General features: G+C 71.8%; 15 protein-coding genes and 1 pseudogene. 10 read left to right on the forward strand and 6 right to left on the reverse strand.

From position 1 onward, the window contains the following. The first annotated feature begins 259 nt into the window (after nucleotides 1–259). From ACWD5Q_RS05420 to ACWD5Q_RS05440, 5 genes and pseudogenes are all read left to right on the forward strand, one after another. Entirely contained in the window at nucleotides 260–1,297 is a 1,038-nt protein-coding gene (locus ACWD5Q_RS05420) for a GAF domain-containing protein (protein ID WP_451425688.1), read from the forward strand. Nucleotides 1,298–1,336: 39 nt separating this feature from the next. After that, nucleotides 1,337–1,633, forward strand: a pseudogene (locus ACWD5Q_RS05425) (thiolase C-terminal domain-containing protein); the annotation flags it as partial. An 82-nt stretch (nucleotides 1,634–1,715) separates the two neighbouring features. Beyond that, the gene (locus ACWD5Q_RS05430) at nucleotides 1,716–1,958 is read left to right on the forward strand and encodes a DUF397 domain-containing protein (RefSeq protein ID WP_451425689.1); all 243 of its coding nucleotides are present in this window, start codon (nucleotides 1,716–1,718) and stop codon (nucleotides 1,956–1,958) included. A 133-nt stretch (nucleotides 1,959–2,091) separates the two neighbouring features. Continuing rightward, nucleotides 2,092–3,009, forward strand: a complete 918-nt coding sequence (locus tag ACWD5Q_RS05435; protein ID WP_451425690.1) for a universal stress protein — start codon at nucleotides 2,092–2,094, stop codon at nucleotides 3,007–3,009. Nucleotides 3,010–3,280: 271 nt separating this feature from the next. Continuing rightward, entirely contained in the window at nucleotides 3,281–3,778 is a 498-nt protein-coding gene (locus tag ACWD5Q_RS05440) for a hypothetical protein (RefSeq protein ID WP_451425691.1), read from the forward strand. A gap of 77 nt (nucleotides 3,779–3,855) precedes the next feature. On the opposite strand, the gene ACWD5Q_RS05445 is transcribed toward ACWD5Q_RS05440, so the two are convergent. Together ACWD5Q_RS05445 and ACWD5Q_RS05450 are read right to left on the reverse strand one after the other, a co-directional pair. Further along, nucleotides 3,856–5,829 carry an N-acetylmuramoyl-L-alanine amidase gene (locus ACWD5Q_RS05445; RefSeq protein WP_451425692.1) on the reverse strand — a complete coding sequence of 658 codons (1,974 nt, stop codon included), beginning with the start codon at nucleotides 5,827–5,829 and terminating at the stop codon, nucleotides 3,856–3,858. A 290-nt stretch (nucleotides 5,830–6,119) separates the two neighbouring features. Next, nucleotides 6,120–7,256 (reverse strand): aminoglycoside phosphotransferase family protein, encoded by a 1,137-nt coding sequence (locus ACWD5Q_RS05450; RefSeq protein WP_451425693.1) that lies wholly within the window; start codon nucleotides 7,254–7,256, stop codon nucleotides 6,120–6,122. 231 nt (nucleotides 7,257–7,487) lie between these two features. Here ACWD5Q_RS05450 and ACWD5Q_RS05455 point away from each other — a divergent pair, with 231 nt between their 5' ends. Further along, the gene (locus tag ACWD5Q_RS05455) at nucleotides 7,488–8,987 is read left to right on the forward strand and encodes a DNA-binding protein NsdB (protein WP_451425694.1); all 1,500 of its coding nucleotides are present in this window, start codon (nucleotides 7,488–7,490) and stop codon (nucleotides 8,985–8,987) included. Between the two features lie 109 nt (nucleotides 8,988–9,096). Here ACWD5Q_RS05455 and ACWD5Q_RS05460 read toward each other — a convergent pair whose 3' ends face one another. Further along, nucleotides 9,097–10,521, reverse strand: a complete 1,425-nt coding sequence (locus ACWD5Q_RS05460; RefSeq protein ID WP_451425695.1) for a PP2C family protein-serine/threonine phosphatase — start codon at nucleotides 10,519–10,521, stop codon at nucleotides 9,097–9,099. Nucleotides 10,522–10,908: 387 nt separating this feature from the next. Next, nucleotides 10,909–12,003: a baeRF3 domain-containing protein gene (locus ACWD5Q_RS05465; protein WP_451425696.1), complete on the reverse strand. Its 1,095-nt coding sequence runs from the start codon at nucleotides 12,001–12,003 to the stop codon at nucleotides 10,909–10,911. Between the two features lie 470 nt (nucleotides 12,004–12,473). On the opposite strand from ACWD5Q_RS05465, the gene asnB reads away from it, so the two are divergent. From asnB to ACWD5Q_RS05480, 3 genes are all read left to right on the forward strand, one after another. Further along, complete coding sequence (asnB, locus tag ACWD5Q_RS05470) at nucleotides 12,474–14,315, forward strand: asparagine synthase (glutamine-hydrolyzing) (protein WP_451425697.1); 1,842 nt, start codon at nucleotides 12,474–12,476, stop codon at nucleotides 14,313–14,315. A gap of 185 nt (nucleotides 14,316–14,500) precedes the next feature. Then, nucleotides 14,501–15,133: a chaplin gene (locus ACWD5Q_RS05475; RefSeq protein ID WP_451425698.1), complete on the forward strand. Its 633-nt coding sequence runs from the start codon at nucleotides 14,501–14,503 to the stop codon at nucleotides 15,131–15,133. Nucleotides 15,134–15,310: 177 nt separating this feature from the next. Then, nucleotides 15,311–16,165 (forward strand): GNAT family N-acetyltransferase, encoded by an 855-nt coding sequence (locus ACWD5Q_RS05480; RefSeq protein WP_451425699.1) that lies wholly within the window; start codon nucleotides 15,311–15,313, stop codon nucleotides 16,163–16,165. A gap of 147 nt (nucleotides 16,166–16,312) precedes the next feature. On the opposite strand, the gene ACWD5Q_RS05485 is transcribed toward ACWD5Q_RS05480, so the two are convergent. Then, entirely contained in the window at nucleotides 16,313–16,615 is a 303-nt protein-coding gene (locus ACWD5Q_RS05485; RefSeq protein WP_451425700.1) for a GlsB/YeaQ/YmgE family stress response membrane protein, read from the reverse strand. 289 nt (nucleotides 16,616–16,904) lie between these two features. Between ACWD5Q_RS05485 and ACWD5Q_RS05490 the strand changes: the two genes are divergently transcribed. After that, complete coding sequence (locus ACWD5Q_RS05490; RefSeq protein ID WP_451425701.1) at nucleotides 16,905–18,356, forward strand: hydrolase; 1,452 nt, start codon at nucleotides 16,905–16,907, stop codon at nucleotides 18,354–18,356. Between the two features lie 64 nt (nucleotides 18,357–18,420). Here ACWD5Q_RS05490 and ACWD5Q_RS05495 read toward each other — a convergent pair whose 3' ends face one another. Further along, nucleotides 18,421–19,605 carry an ROK family protein gene (locus tag ACWD5Q_RS05495; RefSeq protein WP_451425817.1) on the reverse strand — a complete coding sequence of 395 codons (1,185 nt, stop codon included), beginning with the start codon at nucleotides 19,603–19,605 and terminating at the stop codon, nucleotides 18,421–18,423. Nucleotides 19,606–19,656: the final 51 nt, after the last annotated feature.

Here is a 19,656-nt window from a genome sequence, read left to right on the forward strand (position 1 = left end):
CGCAAAATCGTTTCCGCTCGATTGCCGTTCAAGGATTGGCGGGAAGTGATCGCCCGAGGTTGAAACCTGGAAATATTTGGACAGAATCTGAGATTGGGCCGCTCCGAGGAGCTGAAGAGGCGCCGCGGGTCAGGGCGGTTCGGGGAGCGACGAAGCCAAGTCCCTCGGCATCCAGGACCGTTGGGCGTGAGACAAGCGATACGGAAATTACCGGGAGGGGCGGTCCGCGGAGGCCGGGATTCTGATTTCATCTCCTCTCATGGATCCCCTCTCAACTGACCAGGCGCGGCTCGCGGGCGAGCAGCGTGCGCTGCGACTGCAGGTTCTCGGCCTCAACACCGTCGAGGCGGAGGCCACCTTCGACCGCGTCGCACGACTCGCGGCCAGCTTCACCCAGTCACCGCTGGCCATGGTCAACTTCATCAACGACGAGCGGCAGATGTTCCGCGGCATGTACGTGCCCACCGCCTCGCCCGACGACAAGGTCGACCCGGACGGCGGCGGGATCGCCTTCGACCTGAGCAACCTCTCCCGCGAGGCCCCCGGTGACTACGGTTTCTGCCCCCATGTGGTGGCCCAGGGATCCCAGCTCGCCCTGGACGACGTCTTCGACTACCCGCGGTTCAAGGGCAACGCGCTCGTCAACGACCTGGGCGTGCGCTCGTACCTCGGCACCCCGCTGCGCGACAACACCGGCATGATCCTCGGCACGGTGTGCGTCGCGGACGTCAAACCCCGCTCCTGGGACCGCGGGCTGCGGGAAGGCATGCAGGAGCTGACGGCGACCCTGCTGTCCGACTTCAAGCTGCGCGACAGTCTGCTGGCCCAGCAGCAGGAGCTGTTCGCGGTCTTCGACGGCGCGCCGTTCCCCATCATGCTCACCGAGGGCCCGAACCACCTGCTGCGCTACGCCAACGGCAAGCAGGGCGCGGCCTTCGGCAGGGTCCCGCAGTTCAGCCCGGGCCGCCACGTCCTGCCCGGACTGGAGTCGATCGGTGTCTTCCACGCGATGGACGACGCCTTCCGCACCGGGCGGCCCACCACCCTGTCCCGGGCGTCGGTCACCACGTACGACGATCCGCGTCCGCAGGACTTCGACTTCCTGTGCACACCGGTGCGCACCTCCCCCGGAGCGCCGATCAGCGGCGTCCTCACCGTCGCCATGAACGTCACCGGACAGGCCTATCCGGGCCCCGAGCAGCAGGCCTTCGCGGCCAACGTGCAGGAGCGGTTCGAACGACTGGGCGCGGGCGGTCTGCCGGGTCAGCGGATGGAGAACATCGGCTACCGGCCCTGAGCCCGTCCGCCTGCCGAGGGCCCGGGATTCCAAGTGGCCCCGATGTGGCTGGAGAACCTCGGTTTCGCCGAGGAGGGCGAGGGCCGGAAGCTCACCGGATCGGGGGTGACCGAACTCGACGGGGACCTGCCCGTCCACATGCCCGGTGGGGTCCTCTCCGCGCATCCCATCGGCGCCTCCGGCATGATCCGCTTCGCCGAGGCGGCCCGCCAGGTGCGCCGCCAGGCCGGAGAACACCAGGTGGAGGGCGCCGGCAGGGTGCTCGGACACGCCCTGGGCAGTGGGGTCCAGTTCTTCTCCATGCGGCTGGTCGGCGACCGGCCGCGCACCTGCTGAGGGCATCCGTCCACACGCCCTGTCGGCCGGGGGACACGATCGCTAGGCTGACCGCGGACGACGAACCGGGAGGAGCACGGACGTGGCCGAGAGCATCACCCAGCAGCAGCCGCTCGCGGGCTGGGACAAGCCGGAGCTGGACCTGACCGATGCCGACTGGCACTCCAGCAGCCGTGGGCGCGGAGATGTCCAGATCGCCTTCGTCGAAGGCTTCATCGCCATGCGCAACAGTGGCCGTCCCGAGAGCCCTTCCCTGATCTTCACCCCGGCGGAGTGGGGTGCGTTCGTGTCAGGGGCGCGGGAGGGAGAGTTCGACCTCACCTGAGTCCCGCCGCCGAGGGCAGCCCCGGCCCGGTCCGGAATGTGCGGACACGCGGCCGTGGAAACCGTCCCGGGGCCGCCGTCTGCGCCAGGCTGGCCCCGGAACGATCACAGCTGTGCGCGGGAGGCGAGATTCCATGAGTACCCTGCCGGTCGTCGCGGCCGTCGACGGGTCGGACGACAGCCTGCGCGCCCTGGACTGGGCGCTGACCGCGGCCCGGCTGCGCAAGGCGCCGTTGCGTGTGGTCCACGTACGGCAGTACGCGCCCTGGGCGCAGCCCGACGTGCTGGTGGCAGGCCCCCCGGAGCCGGCCGAGGACCCCGTGCTCGACCAGGCGCGGGCCCTCGTCGAAGGCCGGGCCGAGCGGCCGGTCGTGGAGTACGCGGCCCCCGAGGGCCCGTCGGCCGCGGTCCTGCCCGAACTGGGTTCCGGCGCCCAGTTGATGGTGCTCGGCTCACGTGGCCGCGGGGGCTTCGCCAGCCTGCTGCTCGGCTCCAACAGCCTCGCCACGGCCCGTGACGCCGTCTGCCCGGTGGTCGTCGTACCGCCCCCGGGACGCGAGGCGCACGAGAGCCCGCCCGTCGCACCGGGGCCCCGGGTCGTCGTGGGCCTGCACGTCGACAGTCCCGCGGAGGCCACCCTCGCCTTCGCCTTCGCGGAGGCGGACCGCCGGGACGCCCGGCTGCATGTGATCGCCGTGTACCCGTGGCCCCCGGTGCAGCTCTGGCCGGCGCCCGGTGAACTCATGCCTCCGGCCGTCGACGAGAACGCCGTCGAGGACGAGATCCGGACCCAGGCCGCGGGCTTCCTCTCCCTTCACCGCGAACGGCACCCGCACGTCCCCATCGAGCTGTCGACCCCGCCCGGGGACGCGGCGGGACATCTCGTCGCGGCCTCCAAGGGCGCGGAACTCGTCGCCGTGGGCCGCCACCGCCGCCGCCTCCTCGCGCCCGCCCGCATGATCGGCTCGGTGACCCAGGCGGTCCTGCTGCACGCGGCGAGCCCGGTCGCGGTGATCCCGCCGGCGGCGGACCCCGCCCGCACCGACGGCTGACCGCACGACCCGCTCACCGCACCCCGAGCCGCTGTCGATACATCGAACCACCGACGGCAACGACGGAGATCTTCCGTGAATGCCACGGTTTCTTCGGCATTCACGTCCATCGCCCTTGAATGCCGATGGCTGACCTCGCGATCCGAACGCCGAACGACAGGCGACCCCCTCACCGGTCGCGATGCGCCCCGCGTGAGTGGTCCGGCGGATGACCGGTTCTTCCGCGAGGGCGGACCCAGAGCGCGGCTTTCCGCTCACGTACCATGGCGGCATGTCCTTCCTCCGCCGCCGCAGCGCCACCCCTGCCGGGCCCGACTTCGACGTACTGGCCATGGATCCGGGGGACTGGCCGGGCAATCTCGGTGCCGGTCTGCTCCCTGCCCCCGACGGCAGTTGCCAGGGCGTCTTCCTGCGGTACGACCTGTTCGGCGGCCGTGGCACCGCGATGATCATCGGCAATCTGCCGGAGGGCTCCCCGGCCCGCGACATCGCCGAGGGCGAGGTCCCCTTCGAGGTGGCCCAGCTCCTGCTCGCGCTGGGCAACGACGAGGAGGTCACCGTCGTCGGGACCGAGGACATCCCGGTGATGCAGGGCGACAACCTCCTCATCGTGCGCCGCCTCAAGCTCTCCGAGAGCCGGATCTCCTGCGTCCAGTTCGACCGCAGCGACCACGTCCTCGTGACCATCGCGGCCTGGGACCGCCCGATCACCGACGACCTGTACGCGCTGCTGAAGCCACTTCCCGCGGAGCTGTTCCAGCAGGGCTGACCGACGCGACGCGCGAAGGGCCGGATCTCCAGGTGGCGGATCCGGCCCTTCGGCGTTCGACGGCCGTCGCCCGGCGGCTACGCTCCCGACCGTTCCACCGTCACGTCCGCCGCCCGGACGAACTCCACCCGGTGGCCGAACTGGATCTCGTAGTACAGGTCCTTGCCGACCACGACCCGGTGGGAGTCCGTGGTGAAGGTGACCGCGTAGAAGTACTCGCCCGGCACCCTGTCGCCGATCACATACCTCTGGCCCGCCGGCAGGCGATACGGCAGCGGTGACACCGACTGCGCGGGCACCCCCGCCGGGTACGCCTCCTTCTCCGGGTACGCCCGGCCGTACACCGGGATGTCCGTGAGCCCGGCCCGGGGCGTCACCACGAGACCGGACGCGTTCACCGCGGTCCGCTGCCCCTTCGGATCGCGGAACCAGGCCTTCTGGCCCAGGTACCAGATCGCCGTCCAGTCCCCGTCACGGCCGGCGACCGCGTACCGCTGGCCGGTGGAGACCCGTGAGCCGACGTCGTTCACGTCGACCGTCGAGTCGTTCCCCTCGGGGTACAGCCCGATGTCCCTGATCAGCGGCGACGTGGCGTCCGGCGCGCTGTACAGGCGCACTTCGCTGGAGCCGTGCGCCGCGCACGGCGCGCCCGGGGTGGTGCAGCCCGTGTACGCGGGCTGGTTCGCGGCGTAGTCCGGCAGGATCGTCACCAGGCCGCCCCGGGCACCGGCCGTGGGGTGGAACGGACTGCCGAGCAGCTCGAAGTAGTGCCGCCAGTCCCAGTACGGACCCGGGTCCGTGTGCATGCCCGGGATCGTCGAGGCCGTCGGGCCCGGAACGTTGTCGTGCCCGAGGATGTGCTGCCGGTCCAGCGGGATGCCGTACTTCCCGGCGAGATACCGCACCAGCCGGGCCGACGAACGGTACATCGCCTCCGTGTACCAGGCGTCCGGGGCGGCGAGAAAGCCCTCGTGCTCGATCCCGATCGACGTGGCGTTGACATACCAGTTGCCCGCGTGCCAGGCCACGTCCTTCGCCTTCACATGCTGGGCGATCAACCCGTCCGTGGACCGCACAGTGTAGTTCCAGGACACATACGTGGGGTCCTGGATCAGCTTCAGTACATCATCCCACTGGCTTTCGGTGTCATGGATGACGATGTACCTGATGCGCTGGGACGCCGGCCGGTCGCCCAGGTCGTGGTTGCCGTAGTCGCCGTCGCCGAACTGCTCGTACGGTGCCGGGATCCACCCGCAGGAGACGAGCTCCGGGCACTCGGTCCCGTCGGCACCCGCCGTCCGCAGCCCGGTCCGTCCCAGCTGCGCGGTGTCGGGCGCCAGGTCCGGCCGGGCGGCGAGCGTGAGGCTCTGCCCCGTGTCCGTGGTGCGCCGAGCGCCCGCGCGCAGCACGGAGAATACGTCGTCCGCGTACGCCGCCGCCGTGGCCCGGTCGTCCGCGGAGGAGAACTCGGCCACCGCCCCGTACCAGTCCGCCGGATCGCCGCTGAGCGGCTCGCCCAACCGCTTCTGCGCCGCGGCCAGCAGCGCGGCACCGCCCGCGATGTTCGCGGCCGGGTCCGTGCGCAGCCGGGCGGCCGGGATGCCGGTCAGCGTGGCCGCCCTGAGCAGGGTCGTGAACCGGGCCGGCAGCCCGGCGTCCGCGGGCACCTTCGTCGTCGGCAGCAGCGCGGCGCGGACCTGGTCACCGCGGGCGTCCTCCGCACCCTCACCGTGGTGCGCGGCCCGGGCGATCGCGCTGCGGGCGTCGGTCAGGTGCATCGGGCCGTAACCGCCCACGGCGCTGGGCGCGCCGCCGTGTGTGTCCCAGCGGGACTGCAGATACGAGACGCCGAGGAGCACGTTCTGCGGTACGTGGTAGTCGTCGGCCGCGGCGGCGAACGCACCCCGGAGTCCGGCCGGGGCGCCGGGCCCGGGTGCCGGCGCGGCGCCCAGCAGCGGCAGCAGCAGCGCCGCCGAGGCGGCGGCGCCCGCCGTCCTCAGGGTGCGTCTGTACCAGGCGGGGGAGGGACGGTCGGTGGCGGAACCTCGCAATGCAGCCTCCTGGGACGGTCGAGCGCTCTGGGGCGTGCGGGGGCCGGACGTGCGTCAGTGGTACTGGCTCTCCGACGATCCGTCAATCACCCCCGGACGACGGCGATTTTCCCGACCGGCGGCGGTGGCGAGGAGTTTCCTCACGGTGGTGACGCGGCCTGCGGGGCGTCAGTGGAGTGGACCGGTGCCCCGAAGGGAGCAGCAGACCCGCAAGGAGCGGGAAAGGGCCGGGAACGACGAAGGTCCGCGGTACGCCGCTGTCGCGCACGCACCGCGGACCGCCCTCCCCTTCAGCGAGTGCCGACCGCCGCTCGTACGGCCCGCCGGGCCAACTGGCAGTCGTCGTGCAGCCGCCGCAGCAGCAGCCGCTGCTCCTCGCCGGACGGCACGGCACCCGGGGGGGCCACTCCCGGTGCCGCCGGGGTCGCCTCGTGCATCGAACGCTGCACGGCCGTCTCGTAGGTACGGATCTCCCGGGTCAGGACGAGCATCAGGTTCACCAGGAAGGCATCGCGCGAGGCCGGACCCGCCGACTGAGCGATCTGGCTGATCTGACGCCGCGCCACGGGCGCGTCACCGAGGACCGCCCACAGCGTCGCCAGGTCGTACCCGGGCAGGTACCAGCCCGCGTGCTCCCAGTCCACCAGCACGGGGCCCGTCGGTGAGAGCAGTATGTTCGACAGCAGGGCGTCGCCGTGACAGAACTGGCCCATGCCCTGCCGGCCCGCCGCGTGGGCGATGTCGTGCAGCAGCTTCTGCAGGTCGCCCATGTCCCGGTCGGTGAGCAGTCCCAGCTCATGGAAGCGCGCGATGCGCTCCGGGTAGTCCAGCGGCGCGTCGAACGTACCGGCCGGAGGACGCCATGCGTTCAGCCGGCAGATCGCGCCGAGCGCGGTCCGGATGTCCGCGCGGGGCGGCGCCTCCACGGGATGCCGCTGCAACGCCGCCACCCGGCCCGGCATCCGCTCGATCACCAGGGTGCAGTTGTCCGGGTCCGCCGCGATCAGCCGGGGCACCCGTACGGGCGGCCGGTGCCGGACGAACGACCGGTATGACGCTATCTCGTGCCGGAGACGCTCGGACCAGATGGGTGAGTGGTCCAGTAAGCACTTGGCGACCGCCGTACTGCGCCCGGTCGTGCCGACGAGGAGCACGGACCGCCCGCTTCGGCGCAGCACCTGGACCGGAGCGAACTCCGGGCAGATGCGGTGCACCGAAGCGATCGCCGTGCGCAGCTGCGCGCCTTGGGGGCCGGACAGGTCGATTCTTCCGCTGAGCGGCGGGGCGGCGACGCCCGGAACGCGGCGCGTACGGCCGGCACCGAGCACCGGGGCCGCCGACCTCGCGGGTTCGAGATAGGGGCCGCCGCCCGGGCGGGGGCGCAGCGGCCGGGACGGGGCGGACACGGAGGATGATGCTGCGTACATGGGTGATACAGATCCCTTCGTGTGCCAGAGAATTCCGCCGCCCTGCCCGGCCGTCGCGGGTGCACCCTGGGGAATGTCCCTGCGGCGACCGGGTCGGGGTGGCGCGTTCCTACCTGACACCCGCCACCCCGTGGCACACCATCTGGCGCACCCTGGCGAACCCTGGCGAATAGTCCCCAAGCAACTGACAGCGGGCTACTGTCAACTCAGCCGAGAACCTGGGGGCTTGACGTGAGCGGACAACCCAACACCCGCCTCGCGGACCTGTTCGGCCTGGCCGGCTGGTCCAAGGGCGAACTCGCGAGGATGGTCAACCGGCAGGCGGCGGCCATGGGTCACCCCCAGCTGGCGACCGACACCTCACGGGTGCGGCGTTGGATCGACATGGGAGAGATCCCGCGCGATCCGGTGCCGCGGGTGCTGGAGGAGCTGTTCACCGAGCGACTCGGCCGTGTCGTGACCATCGAGGACCTCGGTCTGGTCAGGCAGGGGCGCGTGGGGAGACGGCGTGACGAGGGGCATGCGCAACACCCCGACGGAGTTCCGTGGGCGCCCGAGCGGACCGCTGCGGTCCTCACCGAATTCACGGGAATGGACCTCATGCTCAACCGACGCGGCTTGGTGAGCGCGGGCGCCGCGCTCACCGCAGGATCCGCACTCAGTAGTGCCATGCACGACTGGCTGCACACCGATCCGGCCCTCGCGGCCGACGCTCCCCGCTACGACGACCCTCTGCACGCCGATCCCGCTGGGTTCGACCGCTACGAGGCCGTCCCCATCGGATCGCAGGAGATCGAGGAACTGGAACGCTCGGTCGAGGTGTTCCGGGCCTGGGACGCGGCCCGCGGCGGCGGGCTGCAGCGCAAGGCTGTCGTGGGACAGCTCAACGAGGTGGGAGGCATGCTCGCCTACCGCCACCCCGACCATCTGCAGCGGCGCCTGTGGGGCGTCGCCGCCAACCTCGCCGTCCTCGCGGGCTGGATGTCGCACGACGTCGGCCTGGAACCCACGGCCCAGAAGTACTTCGTCATCGCCGCCCACGCGGCCCGTGAGGGCGGCGACCGGCCCCGCGCCGGCGAGGCGCTCTCCCGCGCCGCCCGCCAGATGGTGCACCTCGGCCGGCCCGACGACGCGCTCGACCTGATGCAGCTCGCCAAGTCCGGCTCCGGTGACGAGGTGCTGCCGCGCACCCGCGCCATGCTCTGCACCATCGAGGCCTGGGCACAGGCGTCCCTGGGCAAGGGGCAGGCCATGCGGCGCACCCTCGGCGAGGCGGAGGACCTGTTCGTCTCCGACAAGGGGGATGTACCCCCGCCGAGCTGGATGCAGATGTTCGACGAGGCGGATCTGCACGGCATGCAGGCCCTGGCCTACCGCACCCTCGCCGAACACGAGCCGGGCGCGGCCCGGATCGCCCAGCAGCACGCCAAGGAGGCGCTGCAGCTGCGGGAGACGGGCCGGGACCGGTCGAAGATCTTCGACCACATCTCGCTCGCGTCCGCCTGCTTCATCGCCGACGACCCGGAACAGGCCGACCGCTACGCACGCCTGGCCCTGACGTCGATGGGGTCGAACTCCTCCCTGCGTACCTGGGACCGGCTGCGCGAGATGTACCGGCTGACGGGGCAGTACTCCAGCTATCCGAAGATCCAGGACCTGCGCGAGGAGATCAAACAGGCGCTCCCGAAGGGGCTGTCGAGGCCCAGGGGCGGACCCAGCGCACCGGCATGAGGCGGCTTGTGCCGGAACTGACGGCCCGTACGGGTCCGCTGCCCTGGTACGTCGGGACCATGCCCGGGGAACCCGTTCGTCAGGGACCCGTTCGTGACCATCCCGCCCGTCAGGAGAGAACCCTGGCGACGAGCAGGCAGGCGTCGTCCGTGTGCTCGCTCGCGCCGAACTGCTCCACGACGGCTTGTACGCATTCCTCGGCCGTGCGGGCTCCACCGAGGCGCGGAGCCAGATCGAGCAGCGCCCGGACGGCCGCCGTGCCCCGGTGCCGAGGGACCAGCCCGTCGGTGTGCAGGAGCAGCAGGTCGCCTTCCCGAAGCGTCACTTCCGCCTGTCCGTAGGCGGCCGACGAGGGCACCCCGAGCGGCACGCCGTCCGGGCCTGCGAGCACGCGCCCCGTCCCGCCGCGGTAGAGCAGCGGGGCGGGGTGTCCTGCCTGTGCCCAGCTCAGGGTGCGGGTGGCGGGCCGGTAGCGGCAGCAGAGAGCGCTGCCGAGGGCCGGCTGGACGGAGGCGTCGAGCAACTGGTCGAGCCAGCCCAGCATGCGGCCGGGTTCGGTGCCCGCGACGGCCATGCCGCGCAGGGCACCGATCAGTGTCGCGGTGCCGGAGGCCACGGTCACCCCGGGTCCGGTGAGGCCGCCGACGCTGAGCAGGGTGTCCCCGTCGGGCAGTTCCAGCGCGTCGTACCAGTCGCCGCCGATCGGCCGACGCGTGGCGGACGGCAGAGGGCGGGCGGCCAGGTCCAGTGTGCCGGTGCCGGGGCCCTGGCCCGGGCGCCGAAGGGAACCCTGCCAGGGCGGCAGCACGGCCTGCGGCGGCTCGACCGTGAGCCGGTGCTCGGTGTGTGCGCGCCGCCGGTGGCGCTGCAGCGAGTCGCGGGTCTCGTGCACGGTGCGCTGACTGCGGCGCAGTGCGCTGACGTCCCGCAGCACGGCCCACATCGAGGCGGTGCTGCCGTCTGCGTCGAGCACGGGCTCGCCCATTATGTGCACGGTGCGGACCTCGCCGTCGGGGCGGACGATCCGGAACTCCCCGTCGATGGGCTTGCCGTCGATCAGGCAGTCCGTGACCATCGTCGTCAGCAGCGGCCGGTCCTCGTCGTGCACCAGTGAGGGCAACTCGTCGAGGGTCAGCGCGGGGGCCGCGGGGTCGCGGCCGAGGATCCGGTACAGCTCGCCGGACCAACTCGCCTCGTCGGTCAGGAGGTTCCACTCCGCGCTGCCGACCCGGCCGAGCAGCGAGCCCTCCGGGGCCGCGGGCGGGGCCGCCGGGCCGGTGCCTGCGGCGGGCGCGGCCGGGGGGCCGTCCCGTAGCTGCCCCAAGTGCTCGCCCAGATCCGTGAGTTGGTGCAGTGCGAGATCGCACAGGGCGCGCTTCCACCGGTCCTCGGGGTCCGAGCCGTCCTCGGGCGCCTCCTGCCGTACGGCGTCCACCTCTCCGCGCAGTCGCCGAGTCCGCGAGATGAGCGCATCCAGCGTGCCGCGCCGGGGTGGCACGGCGGCTGGGCGGTCCGCGGAGAGATGGGGTGGCATGACGCGCTCCGATGCGGGACGGTTCGACCAAGGGGTACGGAAGGACCGAGACGACTGTTGCACAGCCCGCGACGCTCTGTAAGGGGTTTGGCGACACACGATACGGTGGTGCTTCTGGCATATGCCAGCGGCCTGGTGGGGCGCCGGCGGCAGGCCGTCGGCAGCGGACGTCCTGGCTGTCCAAGTTGCTAGTAACGCAAGGGACTTGAGGGTCCGCTGGGGCGAGTGGGTCATCGTTCGGGTGTGCGTTCCGAGTGCATGGGTGCGACTACGGGGGAAGGCCGCCGCCCGCCCCCGTGCAACCCCGGAAGCGGAGCGAGGTCCACGCTCAGCCGCGATCGCCTCGCCCGGAGCGGCGCACGTCCGGGAGCTCGGGACGGGACGGGTTCAGTAGCGGAGCACGCCGGCGATGCCCCGGGCGTCGGCGAGGGTGCCGTCCGGAACGAAGCGGACCTCGGCGCCGGTGTCCAGGCAGCGCTCGACGATCTCGTCCACGATGTCCTCGCGGGCGTCCAGGTCCCCGCTCTCGGCCGGAACGAGGTGGTCACCGGCGTCGTCCCGGACCGTCACCCGGTAGTTCTCCTCGACGGCGAGCAGCCGGATACGGCCGTCCGACGCGTTCTGCCAGACCTCGTCCACACCGGCGGCGAACGCCTTGCGGCCGCGCGCCGACTCCAGCTCGCGGCTGACCGTCTCGACGTTCTTGCGGCTCTCGGCCTCGATCACCGGCCGTACCGCCTGCCACACGGCGTTGGGGGTGCCGTGCGCGAGGCCGCCGTGCGGAACATGGACCGCCTCCCTGGCGACGCCGCCGGCCTCGTCGAGCACGGACAGGGCCGCCTGCTCGCCGGTGATGTACAGCGGCCGCGGGTCCTGGCGCAGGAGCCGGGCCATGGCGGCGTCGGCCTCGCGCAGGAAATGGCGGGTGCCCTCGTCGCGGAAGGTGCTCGGGGTGTCACCGATCTGCTCCCGGCGCTCGGCGTCGAAGTTCTCCCGGCCCCTGATCAGCGGGAAGCTGCCGGTGCGGGCCTCGGTGACATGACCGGCGCCGCCACTCCACAGCGTCACCCGGTCCGGGGAGACCGCCAGTACCCAGAACGGCCGCTCCGCGACGTGCGCGGCCACCAGGTTGCGGGTGAGGAAGGTGTCGGAGAGCACCACCCGCTCGGGCACCGAACGGGACAGTGCCCACACCTGGTGCTCACCCGGTGCCGCGAAGATCACGAGGCCGTCCTCGGTGTAGGTCAGGTCGACCTCGCCGAGTGCCTGGTCGAGCTGGCTCTCGACGTCGATGCGACGCTCACGCGTGACCGCGGGATCGGACTCCAACTGCTTCTTCGCGTCGGCCAGCGCATTGCGCAGCCGCACACGGTCCTGGGCGTTGTCCGGCTCACGGCGGTGCGTCGGCGCGAGAACCGACACCGCGGGATAGGGCCGTGGCCGGCGCAGTTCCGCGAGGGTCAAGGGACTGAGCGCTTCCATATCAGCACCTTAGGACCGATTCGCGTGTCGGGCATGCGGGGCAATCGGACCACCGGCGTGACCGCCGTGGCATACGGCAGCTTGCGGCTCCGCATGGCTCGGCACGGCTCCTCGCGGCTCCGCGCGGTCTTCCCGGGCCGCTCGGCGGCCACCAGGGGACGGAGCCGCCGCCTCGGTGAGTCCGGCGCCCGGTCGGGTGAGGGGTTGGAAAACTCTTTGCCCATGGCCAGGACCCGATGGCTTCGGCCCGGTACGAAGCCGATCCGCGGGTACGCACGGCGCAAAACCCGGCCGGAACAGTCGGCTGACCGGGGCCCGTCGGGTTGTGGAGGAGTTGACCGTCCCCCGCGCGTGACCCACGCTCGACACATAGCTGCTCAATACATCTGGTTTGCCGGGAGCGGCCGGAGCCCTGAGGAAGTCGCAGGTGAACGGGTTGACCCCGGGAGACAGGACGCGGGAGGTCACATATGTGCGGCATCACCGGCTGGGTCTCCTACGATCGTGACCTGCGGACCGAGGGCACGACGTTGGATGCGATGACGGAGACGATGGCCTGCCGGGGCCCCGACGCCCGCGGCACCTGGACCGAAGGACCCGCGGCCCTCGGCCACCGCCGGCTCGCGATCATCGACCTGCCCGGCGGCCGCCAGCCGATGACCGCCGAGACCCCGGACGGCACGGTCGCGCTCGTCTACTCGGGGGAGGCCTACAACTTCACCGAGCTGCGCCGCGAACTGACCGCGCGGGGCCACCGCTTCACCACCGACTCCGACACCGAGGTGGTCCTGCGCGCCTACGTCGAGTGGGGCGACGCGGTCGCCGAACGCCTCAACGGCATGTACGCCTTCGCCGTATGGGACGGCCGCGTCGACCGCCTCGTGCTGATCCGCGACCGCATGGGCATCAAGCCGCTCTACTACTACCCGACCCCCGACGGCGTCCTCTTCGGCTCGGAACCGAAGGCGATCCTCGCCAACCCGCTGGCACCCGCCCGCGTCCGCCTCGACGGGCTGCGGGAACTGTTCACCATGGTCAAGACGCCCGGGCACGCCATCTGGGACGGCATGCGCGAGGTCGAGCCCGGCACGGTCGTCACCGTCGACCGGCACGGCCTGCGGCGGCGCGTGTACTGGCAGCTCGAGACCCGGCCGCACACCGACGACCGCGCCGCCTCCATCGCCACCGTCCGCTCGCTGCTCGAGGACATCGTGCGCCGCCAACTGGTCGCCGACGTGCCCCGGTGCACCCTGCTGTCGGGGGGGCTCGACTCCTCCGCGATGACCGCCCTGGCCGCACGGCAGTTGGCCGAGCACGGCGAGAAGGTGCGCAGCTTCGCGGTGGACTTCGTCGGGCAGACCGAGCACTTCGTCGCCGACGAACTGCGCCGCACGCCCGACGCGCCGTTCGTGCACGACGTCGCACGCGCCTGCGGCACCGACCACCAGGACATCGTCCTCGACGCGGACGCCCTCGCCGACCTGGACGTGCGCGCCGCGGTCATCCGCGCCCGGGACCTCCCGACGGGTTTCGGCGACATGGACACCTCGCTGCTGCTGCTGTTCCGGGCGATCCGCGAGCACTCCACGGTCGCGCTGTCGGGGGAGTCCGCGGACGAGGTCTTCGGCGGCTACCTCCAGTTCTTCGACGAGGAGGCCCGCGCCGCCGAGACGTTCCCCTGGCTCGTGCCCTCCTCCGTGCGCCTCGGCGGGGACGGGGACATCCTGCGCCCGGACGTGACGAAGGCCCTGAACCTCGACTCGTACATCGCGGACGCGTACCGCACGGCGGTCTCGGGCATCACGCGCCTCGACGGCGAGAGTGACTTCGAGTACCGGATGCGACGGATCTGCCACCTCCATCTGACCCGCTTCGTACGGATCCTGCTCGACCGCAAGGACCGCGCGAGCATGGCGGTCGGCCTGGAGGTGCGGGTGCCGTACTGCGACCACCGTCTCGTGGAGTACGTGTACAACACCCCCTGGTCGCTGAAGTCGTTCGACGGCAGGGAGAAGAGCCTGCTCCGGGAGGCCACCCGGGACCTGCTCCCGCAGACCGTCTACGAACGGACCAAGAGCCCCTACCCGTCCACCCAGGACCCCCGGTACGCGGTCGCCCTCCAGGAACACGCCAAGGCTCTCCTCACCCGCCCCGACCACCGGGTCTTCGACCTGGTCGACCGGGAACGGGTACGGCAGGCCGCCCACCGCGACACGCCGCAGATCACCCAGAACTCGCGCCGCGGCCTCGAACGCACCCTGGACCTCGCACTGTGGCTCGACCTGTACGCGCCCGAGGTGTCCTTGACCTGACGCGGGGCGCCCCGTGGACCGGGCGCGCGGTGAGTCCTGGGGTTCGACACCGGGCCACTCGTTGGGGTGAAAGGAAGATAAGCCATAACTCGGATTGGTTCCTCTGCGTTTTATCGGGTGCGGGCGAGTGCTCGCCACCGTGTCTGGAAGGCAGAGAACGTATGAAACGGGTTACCCGAAATGGTTTGATCGCCGCGGCCGCCGCCTCGGGGGCGCTGGCCGTGGCGCTGCCGGCGCACGCGGACTCCGCGGCGCACGGCACCGACGCGGGTTCGCCCGGACTGATCTCCGGCAACAGCGTTCAGCTGCCTGTGCACGTGCCGGTCAACGTGTGCGGCAACACCGTGAACGTTCTGGGGCTCCTCGACCCGGCCGCGGGCAACGTCTGCGTGAACCGGGACACGGCCCGGAGCGCCCCGCGCCACGGGACCGGGACGGCTCCCGTCGCGGCCTCCGCGTACGGCAGGGCGAAGGACTCGAGCGGCTTGCTCGCCGGCAACGAGGTGCAGGTGCCGGTCCACCTCCCGGTGAACATCAGCGGCAACACGGTGAACGTGGCCGGCCTCGGCAACAAGGCCACCGACACCACGTCCGTCAACTCCTCGCCCGGCCGGCCCCACCACCCCGCCCCGCGGCCGGCCGTGCCACCGCGGGGGCAGACGCCCGCACCGGTCGTGGCCCGCACGGTCCCGCGGCCGACGGCGATGCTCGCCCACACGGGCGCGCAAGCCCCCCTTCCCGCGCTCGCGGGAGGTGCGGTCCTGGTGCTCGGCGGGTCGATCCTCTACCGCCGGTTCCGCGCGGCAGCGACCCGCTGAGCCGACCTCCGCGGCGAGGAGGGCCCTGCCGAACGAGCGGCCCGGCGGGGGCAGATCGTTCTCGGCCACAGGGGGAGCCGACATGGCGTACGACCCCGGGATCGGGAAGGATGCTGCGGGTACGGTGCGGTCCATCCCCGCACCGACCGCCACCCCCTGACGGAACGGAGCGCAACGATGACCTCTGCGGGCCCCGAAGCCCTTGTCGTCACCCGGGCCACGCTCGACGACTGGCCGGTGATCAGCGGCTGGGCGGCGGACGAGGGGTGGAACCCGGGACTGTCCGACGGCCCGGCCTTCTTCGCCCAGGACCCCCGGGGTTTCTTCATCGGACGGCTCGGCGAGGAGCCCGTCTCGGCGGTCTCCGTCGTCACCTACGGCCCCGACTACGCCTTCCTGGGCTGCTACCTCGTACGCCCCGACCTGCGCGGCCGGGGCCTCGGCCTCGCCACCTGGAAGACGGGGCTCGCCCACGCGGGCGGGCGCACGATCGGACTGGACGGTGTCGTCGCCCAACAGGACAACTACCGCCGGTCCGGATTCGAGTTCGCCCACCGCACCATGCGGTTCACCGGGCCCGCCCCCGCCGGGGAGGCGGCGTCCGGAGTGCGCCCCGCCGAGAAGGCGGACCTCGACGCCGTCACCGCGTACGACAGCGACTGCTGCCCGGCCGCCCGGCCACGCTTCCTGGAGCACTGGCTCACCGCCCCCGGCCACCGGGTCCTCGTCCGCGGCGAAGGCGGCCGGCTGACCGGATACGCCGTGCTCCGCCCGGCCCGCGACGCCTTGCGCATCGGCCCCCTGTTCGCCGACACCGCCGAGGACGCCGACGCCCTGTTCGCCGCGCTGAGCGCCGAGGCCGCCGGCCAGGAGATCGCCATCGACGTCCCCGAACCCCACACCGCGGCCGTCGCACTGGCCGAACGCGCCGGCCTCACCCCGTCCTTCGAGACGGCCCGGATGTACACCGGCCCGGTCAGGCCGTTCGCGACCGAGCGCGTGTACGGGGTGACCACGCTGGAACTCGGCTGACCGCTCGGCCACCGGTCCGGCACCGCGGACGAGCCCGTTGCCACGGTGCTCGGGCCGGACGCCGGTGCCGTCGTGCGGGAGGGAGCCCGTAGAAGCCAACCGCCACGGCTCGTACCCCGCAACGGAATTCGGCGCGACGGGAGAGCGTCAGCGCCGCGCCCGTGCCCGGTCCGGGGCCGCGACGCCCAGTGCCGCCAGACCGATCTGGATGAGCCGCTCGATCCAGTCCACGCCCTTGGTGTCCGCCACACCGAACGCGACGGCTGTCCCGGAGCCGACGAAGGCCGCCACGACGCCGACGACGATCGTCCACAGGACGCCGATGTGCCGGCGCCCGGGGACGACGAGCCGTCCCAGGACGCCGATGACGAGCCCGATGACGAGTGCGCTGACAATCCCGAGATCTCCGTCTTCGCCCCTTATCGTGAACGTCTCTGCACTTCCTGCCATGTGCCCGCTGAGCGCGGCAACAGTCCGTTCCGTCTGAACCTCCGGCCAACGTTCAACCTCCGGTCAACGCCGGGTCAATCCTCGCCCCGCCGGAGCGGCATCCATCTGTCCCGCCCCCGAATTGCCATGTACCGTTCAATAGCCGGTCGCGCGGGCGGTGTAGGACAGGACTTCTGCGCGCGCAGAGCGCGGTGATGGTTCTACGCGCGAAGACACACGGCACCCGCACCCCGCTCCGTCCCGAACTTCCCCCGACTCTGCCCAACTCTCCCCCACGGAGGTCCGCCGGATGCTCGGACTCGCCAGGTACCGCCACAGACTCACCACGGCCCTCGCCGTGTTCGGCCTGCTCACCACGGGCGCCGCCGTTCAGGCGGCCACGGCCGCCACACCGGCCCACGCCGCCACGCCGCATCGCGTCCTGTTCGACAACGCGCACGCGGAGACGGCCGGGAACGCCGACTGGATCATCTCCACCAGCCAGCCCGACCCCCTCGGCCAGGACTCCTCCCCGTCCGTCGAGACGGACTGGACCGGCGCCCTCTCGTCCTGGGGCGTCGCCCTGCAGAAGACGGGCGGCTACAGCCTGAAGACGCTGCCCTCGGGCTCCAGCCTCAGCTACGGCGGCTCGTCCTCGACCGACCTGTCGAACTTCGACACGCTCGTCCTGCCCGAACCGAACACGTTGTTCACGACGGCCGAGAAGACCGCCATCATGAACTTCGTCAAGAACGGCGGAGGCCTGTTCATGATCTCCGACCACACCGGCGCCGACCGCAACAACGACGGCTACGACGCGGTCAAGATCCTGAACGACCTGATGACCAACAACAGCGTCGACTCCACCGACCCGTTCGGATTCTCCATCGACTCGCTGAACATCAGCTCCGGCTACCCGGCCGCCATCAGCGACAGCACCGACCCGGTCCTGCACGGTTCCTTCGGCACCGTCACCAAGAGCCTCATCGCCAACGGCACCACCGCCACGCTCAAGCCCTCCGACAACCCCTCCGTCAAGGGCCTGGTCTACCGCAGCGGTTACTCAGGCAACACCGGCGCCTTCTTCCTGACCAGCACCTTCGGCAGTGGCCGCGTCGCCTTCTGGGGCGACAGCTCGCCGATCGACGACGGGACGGGCCAGTCCGGCAACACGCTCTACGACGGCTGGAACGACTCCGGCGCCACCAATGCGGCTCTGGCCCTCAACGCCACGGCATGGCTCACCGGCGGGAGCGGCAGCAGTGGGGGCGGAGGCGGCACCGGCTCCTGCACCCCCGCCCAGCTCCTCGGCAACAACGGCTTCGAGTCCGGCGCCACCACCTGGAGCGCCGGCAGCGGCGTCATCACCAACTCCACCGGCGAGTCGCCGCGCACGGGCTCGTACTACGCCTGGCTGGACGGCTACGGCTCCGCGCACACCGACACCCTGTCCCAGTCGGTGACCATCCCCTCCGGCTGCACCTCCGCCACCCTCGGCTTCGCTCTGCACATCGACACGGCGGAGACCACTACGAGCACGGCGTACGACACCCTGAAGGTCCAGGTCCTCAACAGTTCCGGGACCGTGCTGGGCACCCTGGCGACGTACTCCAACCTCAATGCCGCCGGCGGCTACACCCAGCGCAGCCTCAGCCTCGCGAGCTACGCCGGGCAGACCGTCACCCTCAGGTTCACCGGCACCGAGGGCTCCAGCCTCCAGACGTCGTTCGTCATCGACGACACGGCGCTCAATGTGAGCTGACCTGCTGAAAGGGGTGGGCCCACAGGCCCACCCCCCCTCGGGACGGAGTGGGTGGGCGAGTTGGTCAGGTCGCCGTCGAGCGGCGCGTGAACACCACGTCCCGCGCCGTGCCCAGGGCGGTCGCCAGCGCCCCCAGCAGGACCGCGTCCTCACCCAGCCGGCTCGGCGCGACCTTCGGGCGGAGCGGGGTGAGGGCGCGCAGCGTCTCACGTACGGGGCGCAGCAGCAGATCGACGCTGTGGCCCACCCCGCCGCCGAGCACCACCAGATCGGGGTCGAGGACGGCCGCCGTGGCCGCCACCGTGTGCGCGATGCGCTCGCCCTCCAGCTCCACCGCCCGGGCCGCGGCGGGGTGGCCCTGCCGGGCCGCGTCGAACACCGTCTTCGCCGTGAGCTTTCCGGTCATCCCGAACGCCCGCGCCGACTCGACGACGGCCACGCCCGACACCGCGTCCTCCAGCGTCTTGGGCTTCTGCCGCCCCGGCCACGGCAGGAACCCGATCTCCCCGGCTCCGCCGTGCGCACCGGTGAACAGCCGCCCCTCGCAGACGACCCCCATGCCGAGGCCGGTCCCGATCAGGATGTACGCGAACAGCCGGCTGCCCGCGCCGACGCCGTAGGTGTACTCGCCGAGCGCGGCCAGGTTCGCGTCGTTGTGGACCTCCAGGGGGATGCCCAGTTCCTCGCGCATCCGGTCGAACAGTCCGGCCCGGCCCCAGCCCGGCAGATGGATCGCGTACCGCACCCGGCGCCGCTCCTCGTCGTACACGCCCGGCGTCCCCACCACGGCGTGCGCCACCTCCTCGGGCCGGGCTCCGGAGCCGGTGATCACCTGCCGGGCGGTGCCGACGACCAGGTCGGCCAGCGCGCCCGAGGTGCGGGCCCGGTTGCGCACGTCCGACCGGGCCACCACCTCGCCGGCGAGGTCGGCGACCGCGATCCGCAGCCAGCCGCGGCCGATGTCGATGCCGAGCGCGTACCCGGCGGCCGGGTCCGGCGCGTACAGCACGGCCATCCGGCCGCGCTCGGGCGTGTGCGTACCGGCCTCGCGGACCAGTCCCGCCTGCTCCAGGGCGGCGAGCGCGCTGGAGACCGTCGGCTTCGACAGGCCCGTCTCCCGGGCGAGCTGAGCGCGCGAGGCGGCGCCGGCAGTACGCAGCCGGTCCAGGAGCAACCGCTCGTTGGCGCTGCGCAGCCGTTGGCGGTTCCAGGGGTGTTCCGGCTGTTCCGGTGCGTCGCTGGCGGGCATCGCACCATTCTCACGCATGCGTGACGCCCCTTGACGTATCTAGTAAGACTC

The organism is Streptomyces sp. NPDC002513 (genome assembly GCF_053595355.1).

Excerpts from the sequence above, each read along its gene's own strand:
- ACWD5Q_RS05420 (WP_451425688.1), top strand. The coding sequence starts at position 260 with ATGGATCCCCTCTCAACTGACCAGGCGCGGCTCGCGGGCGAGCAGCGT.
- ACWD5Q_RS05435 (WP_451425690.1), top strand. The coding sequence starts at position 2,092 with ATGAGTACCCTGCCGGTCGTCGCGGCCGTCGACGGGTCGGACGACAGC.
- ACWD5Q_RS05440 (WP_451425691.1), top strand. The coding sequence starts at position 3,281 with ATGTCCTTCCTCCGCCGCCGCAGCGCCACCCCTGCCGGGCCCGACTTC.
- ACWD5Q_RS05450 (WP_451425693.1), bottom strand. The coding sequence starts at position 7,256 with ATGTACGCAGCATCATCCTCCGTGTCCGCCCCGTCCCGGCCGCTGCGC.
- ACWD5Q_RS05460 (WP_451425695.1), bottom strand. The coding sequence starts at position 10,521 with ATGCCACCCCATCTCTCCGCGGACCGCCCAGCCGCCGTGCCACCCCGG.
- ACWD5Q_RS05465 (WP_451425696.1), bottom strand. The coding sequence starts at position 12,003 with ATGGAAGCGCTCAGTCCCTTGACCCTCGCGGAACTGCGCCGGCCACGG.
- asnB (WP_451425697.1), top strand. The coding sequence starts at position 12,474 with ATGTGCGGCATCACCGGCTGGGTCTCCTACGATCGTGACCTGCGGACC.
- ACWD5Q_RS05480 (WP_451425699.1), top strand. The coding sequence starts at position 15,311 with ATGACCTCTGCGGGCCCCGAAGCCCTTGTCGTCACCCGGGCCACGCTC.
- ACWD5Q_RS05485 (WP_451425700.1), bottom strand. The coding sequence starts at position 16,615 with ATGGCAGGAAGTGCAGAGACGTTCACGATAAGGGGCGAAGACGGAGAT.
- ACWD5Q_RS05490 (WP_451425701.1), top strand. The coding sequence starts at position 16,905 with ATGCTCGGACTCGCCAGGTACCGCCACAGACTCACCACGGCCCTCGCC.
- ACWD5Q_RS05495 (WP_451425817.1), bottom strand. The coding sequence starts at position 19,605 with ATGCCCGCCAGCGACGCACCGGAACAGCCGGAACACCCCTGGAACCGC.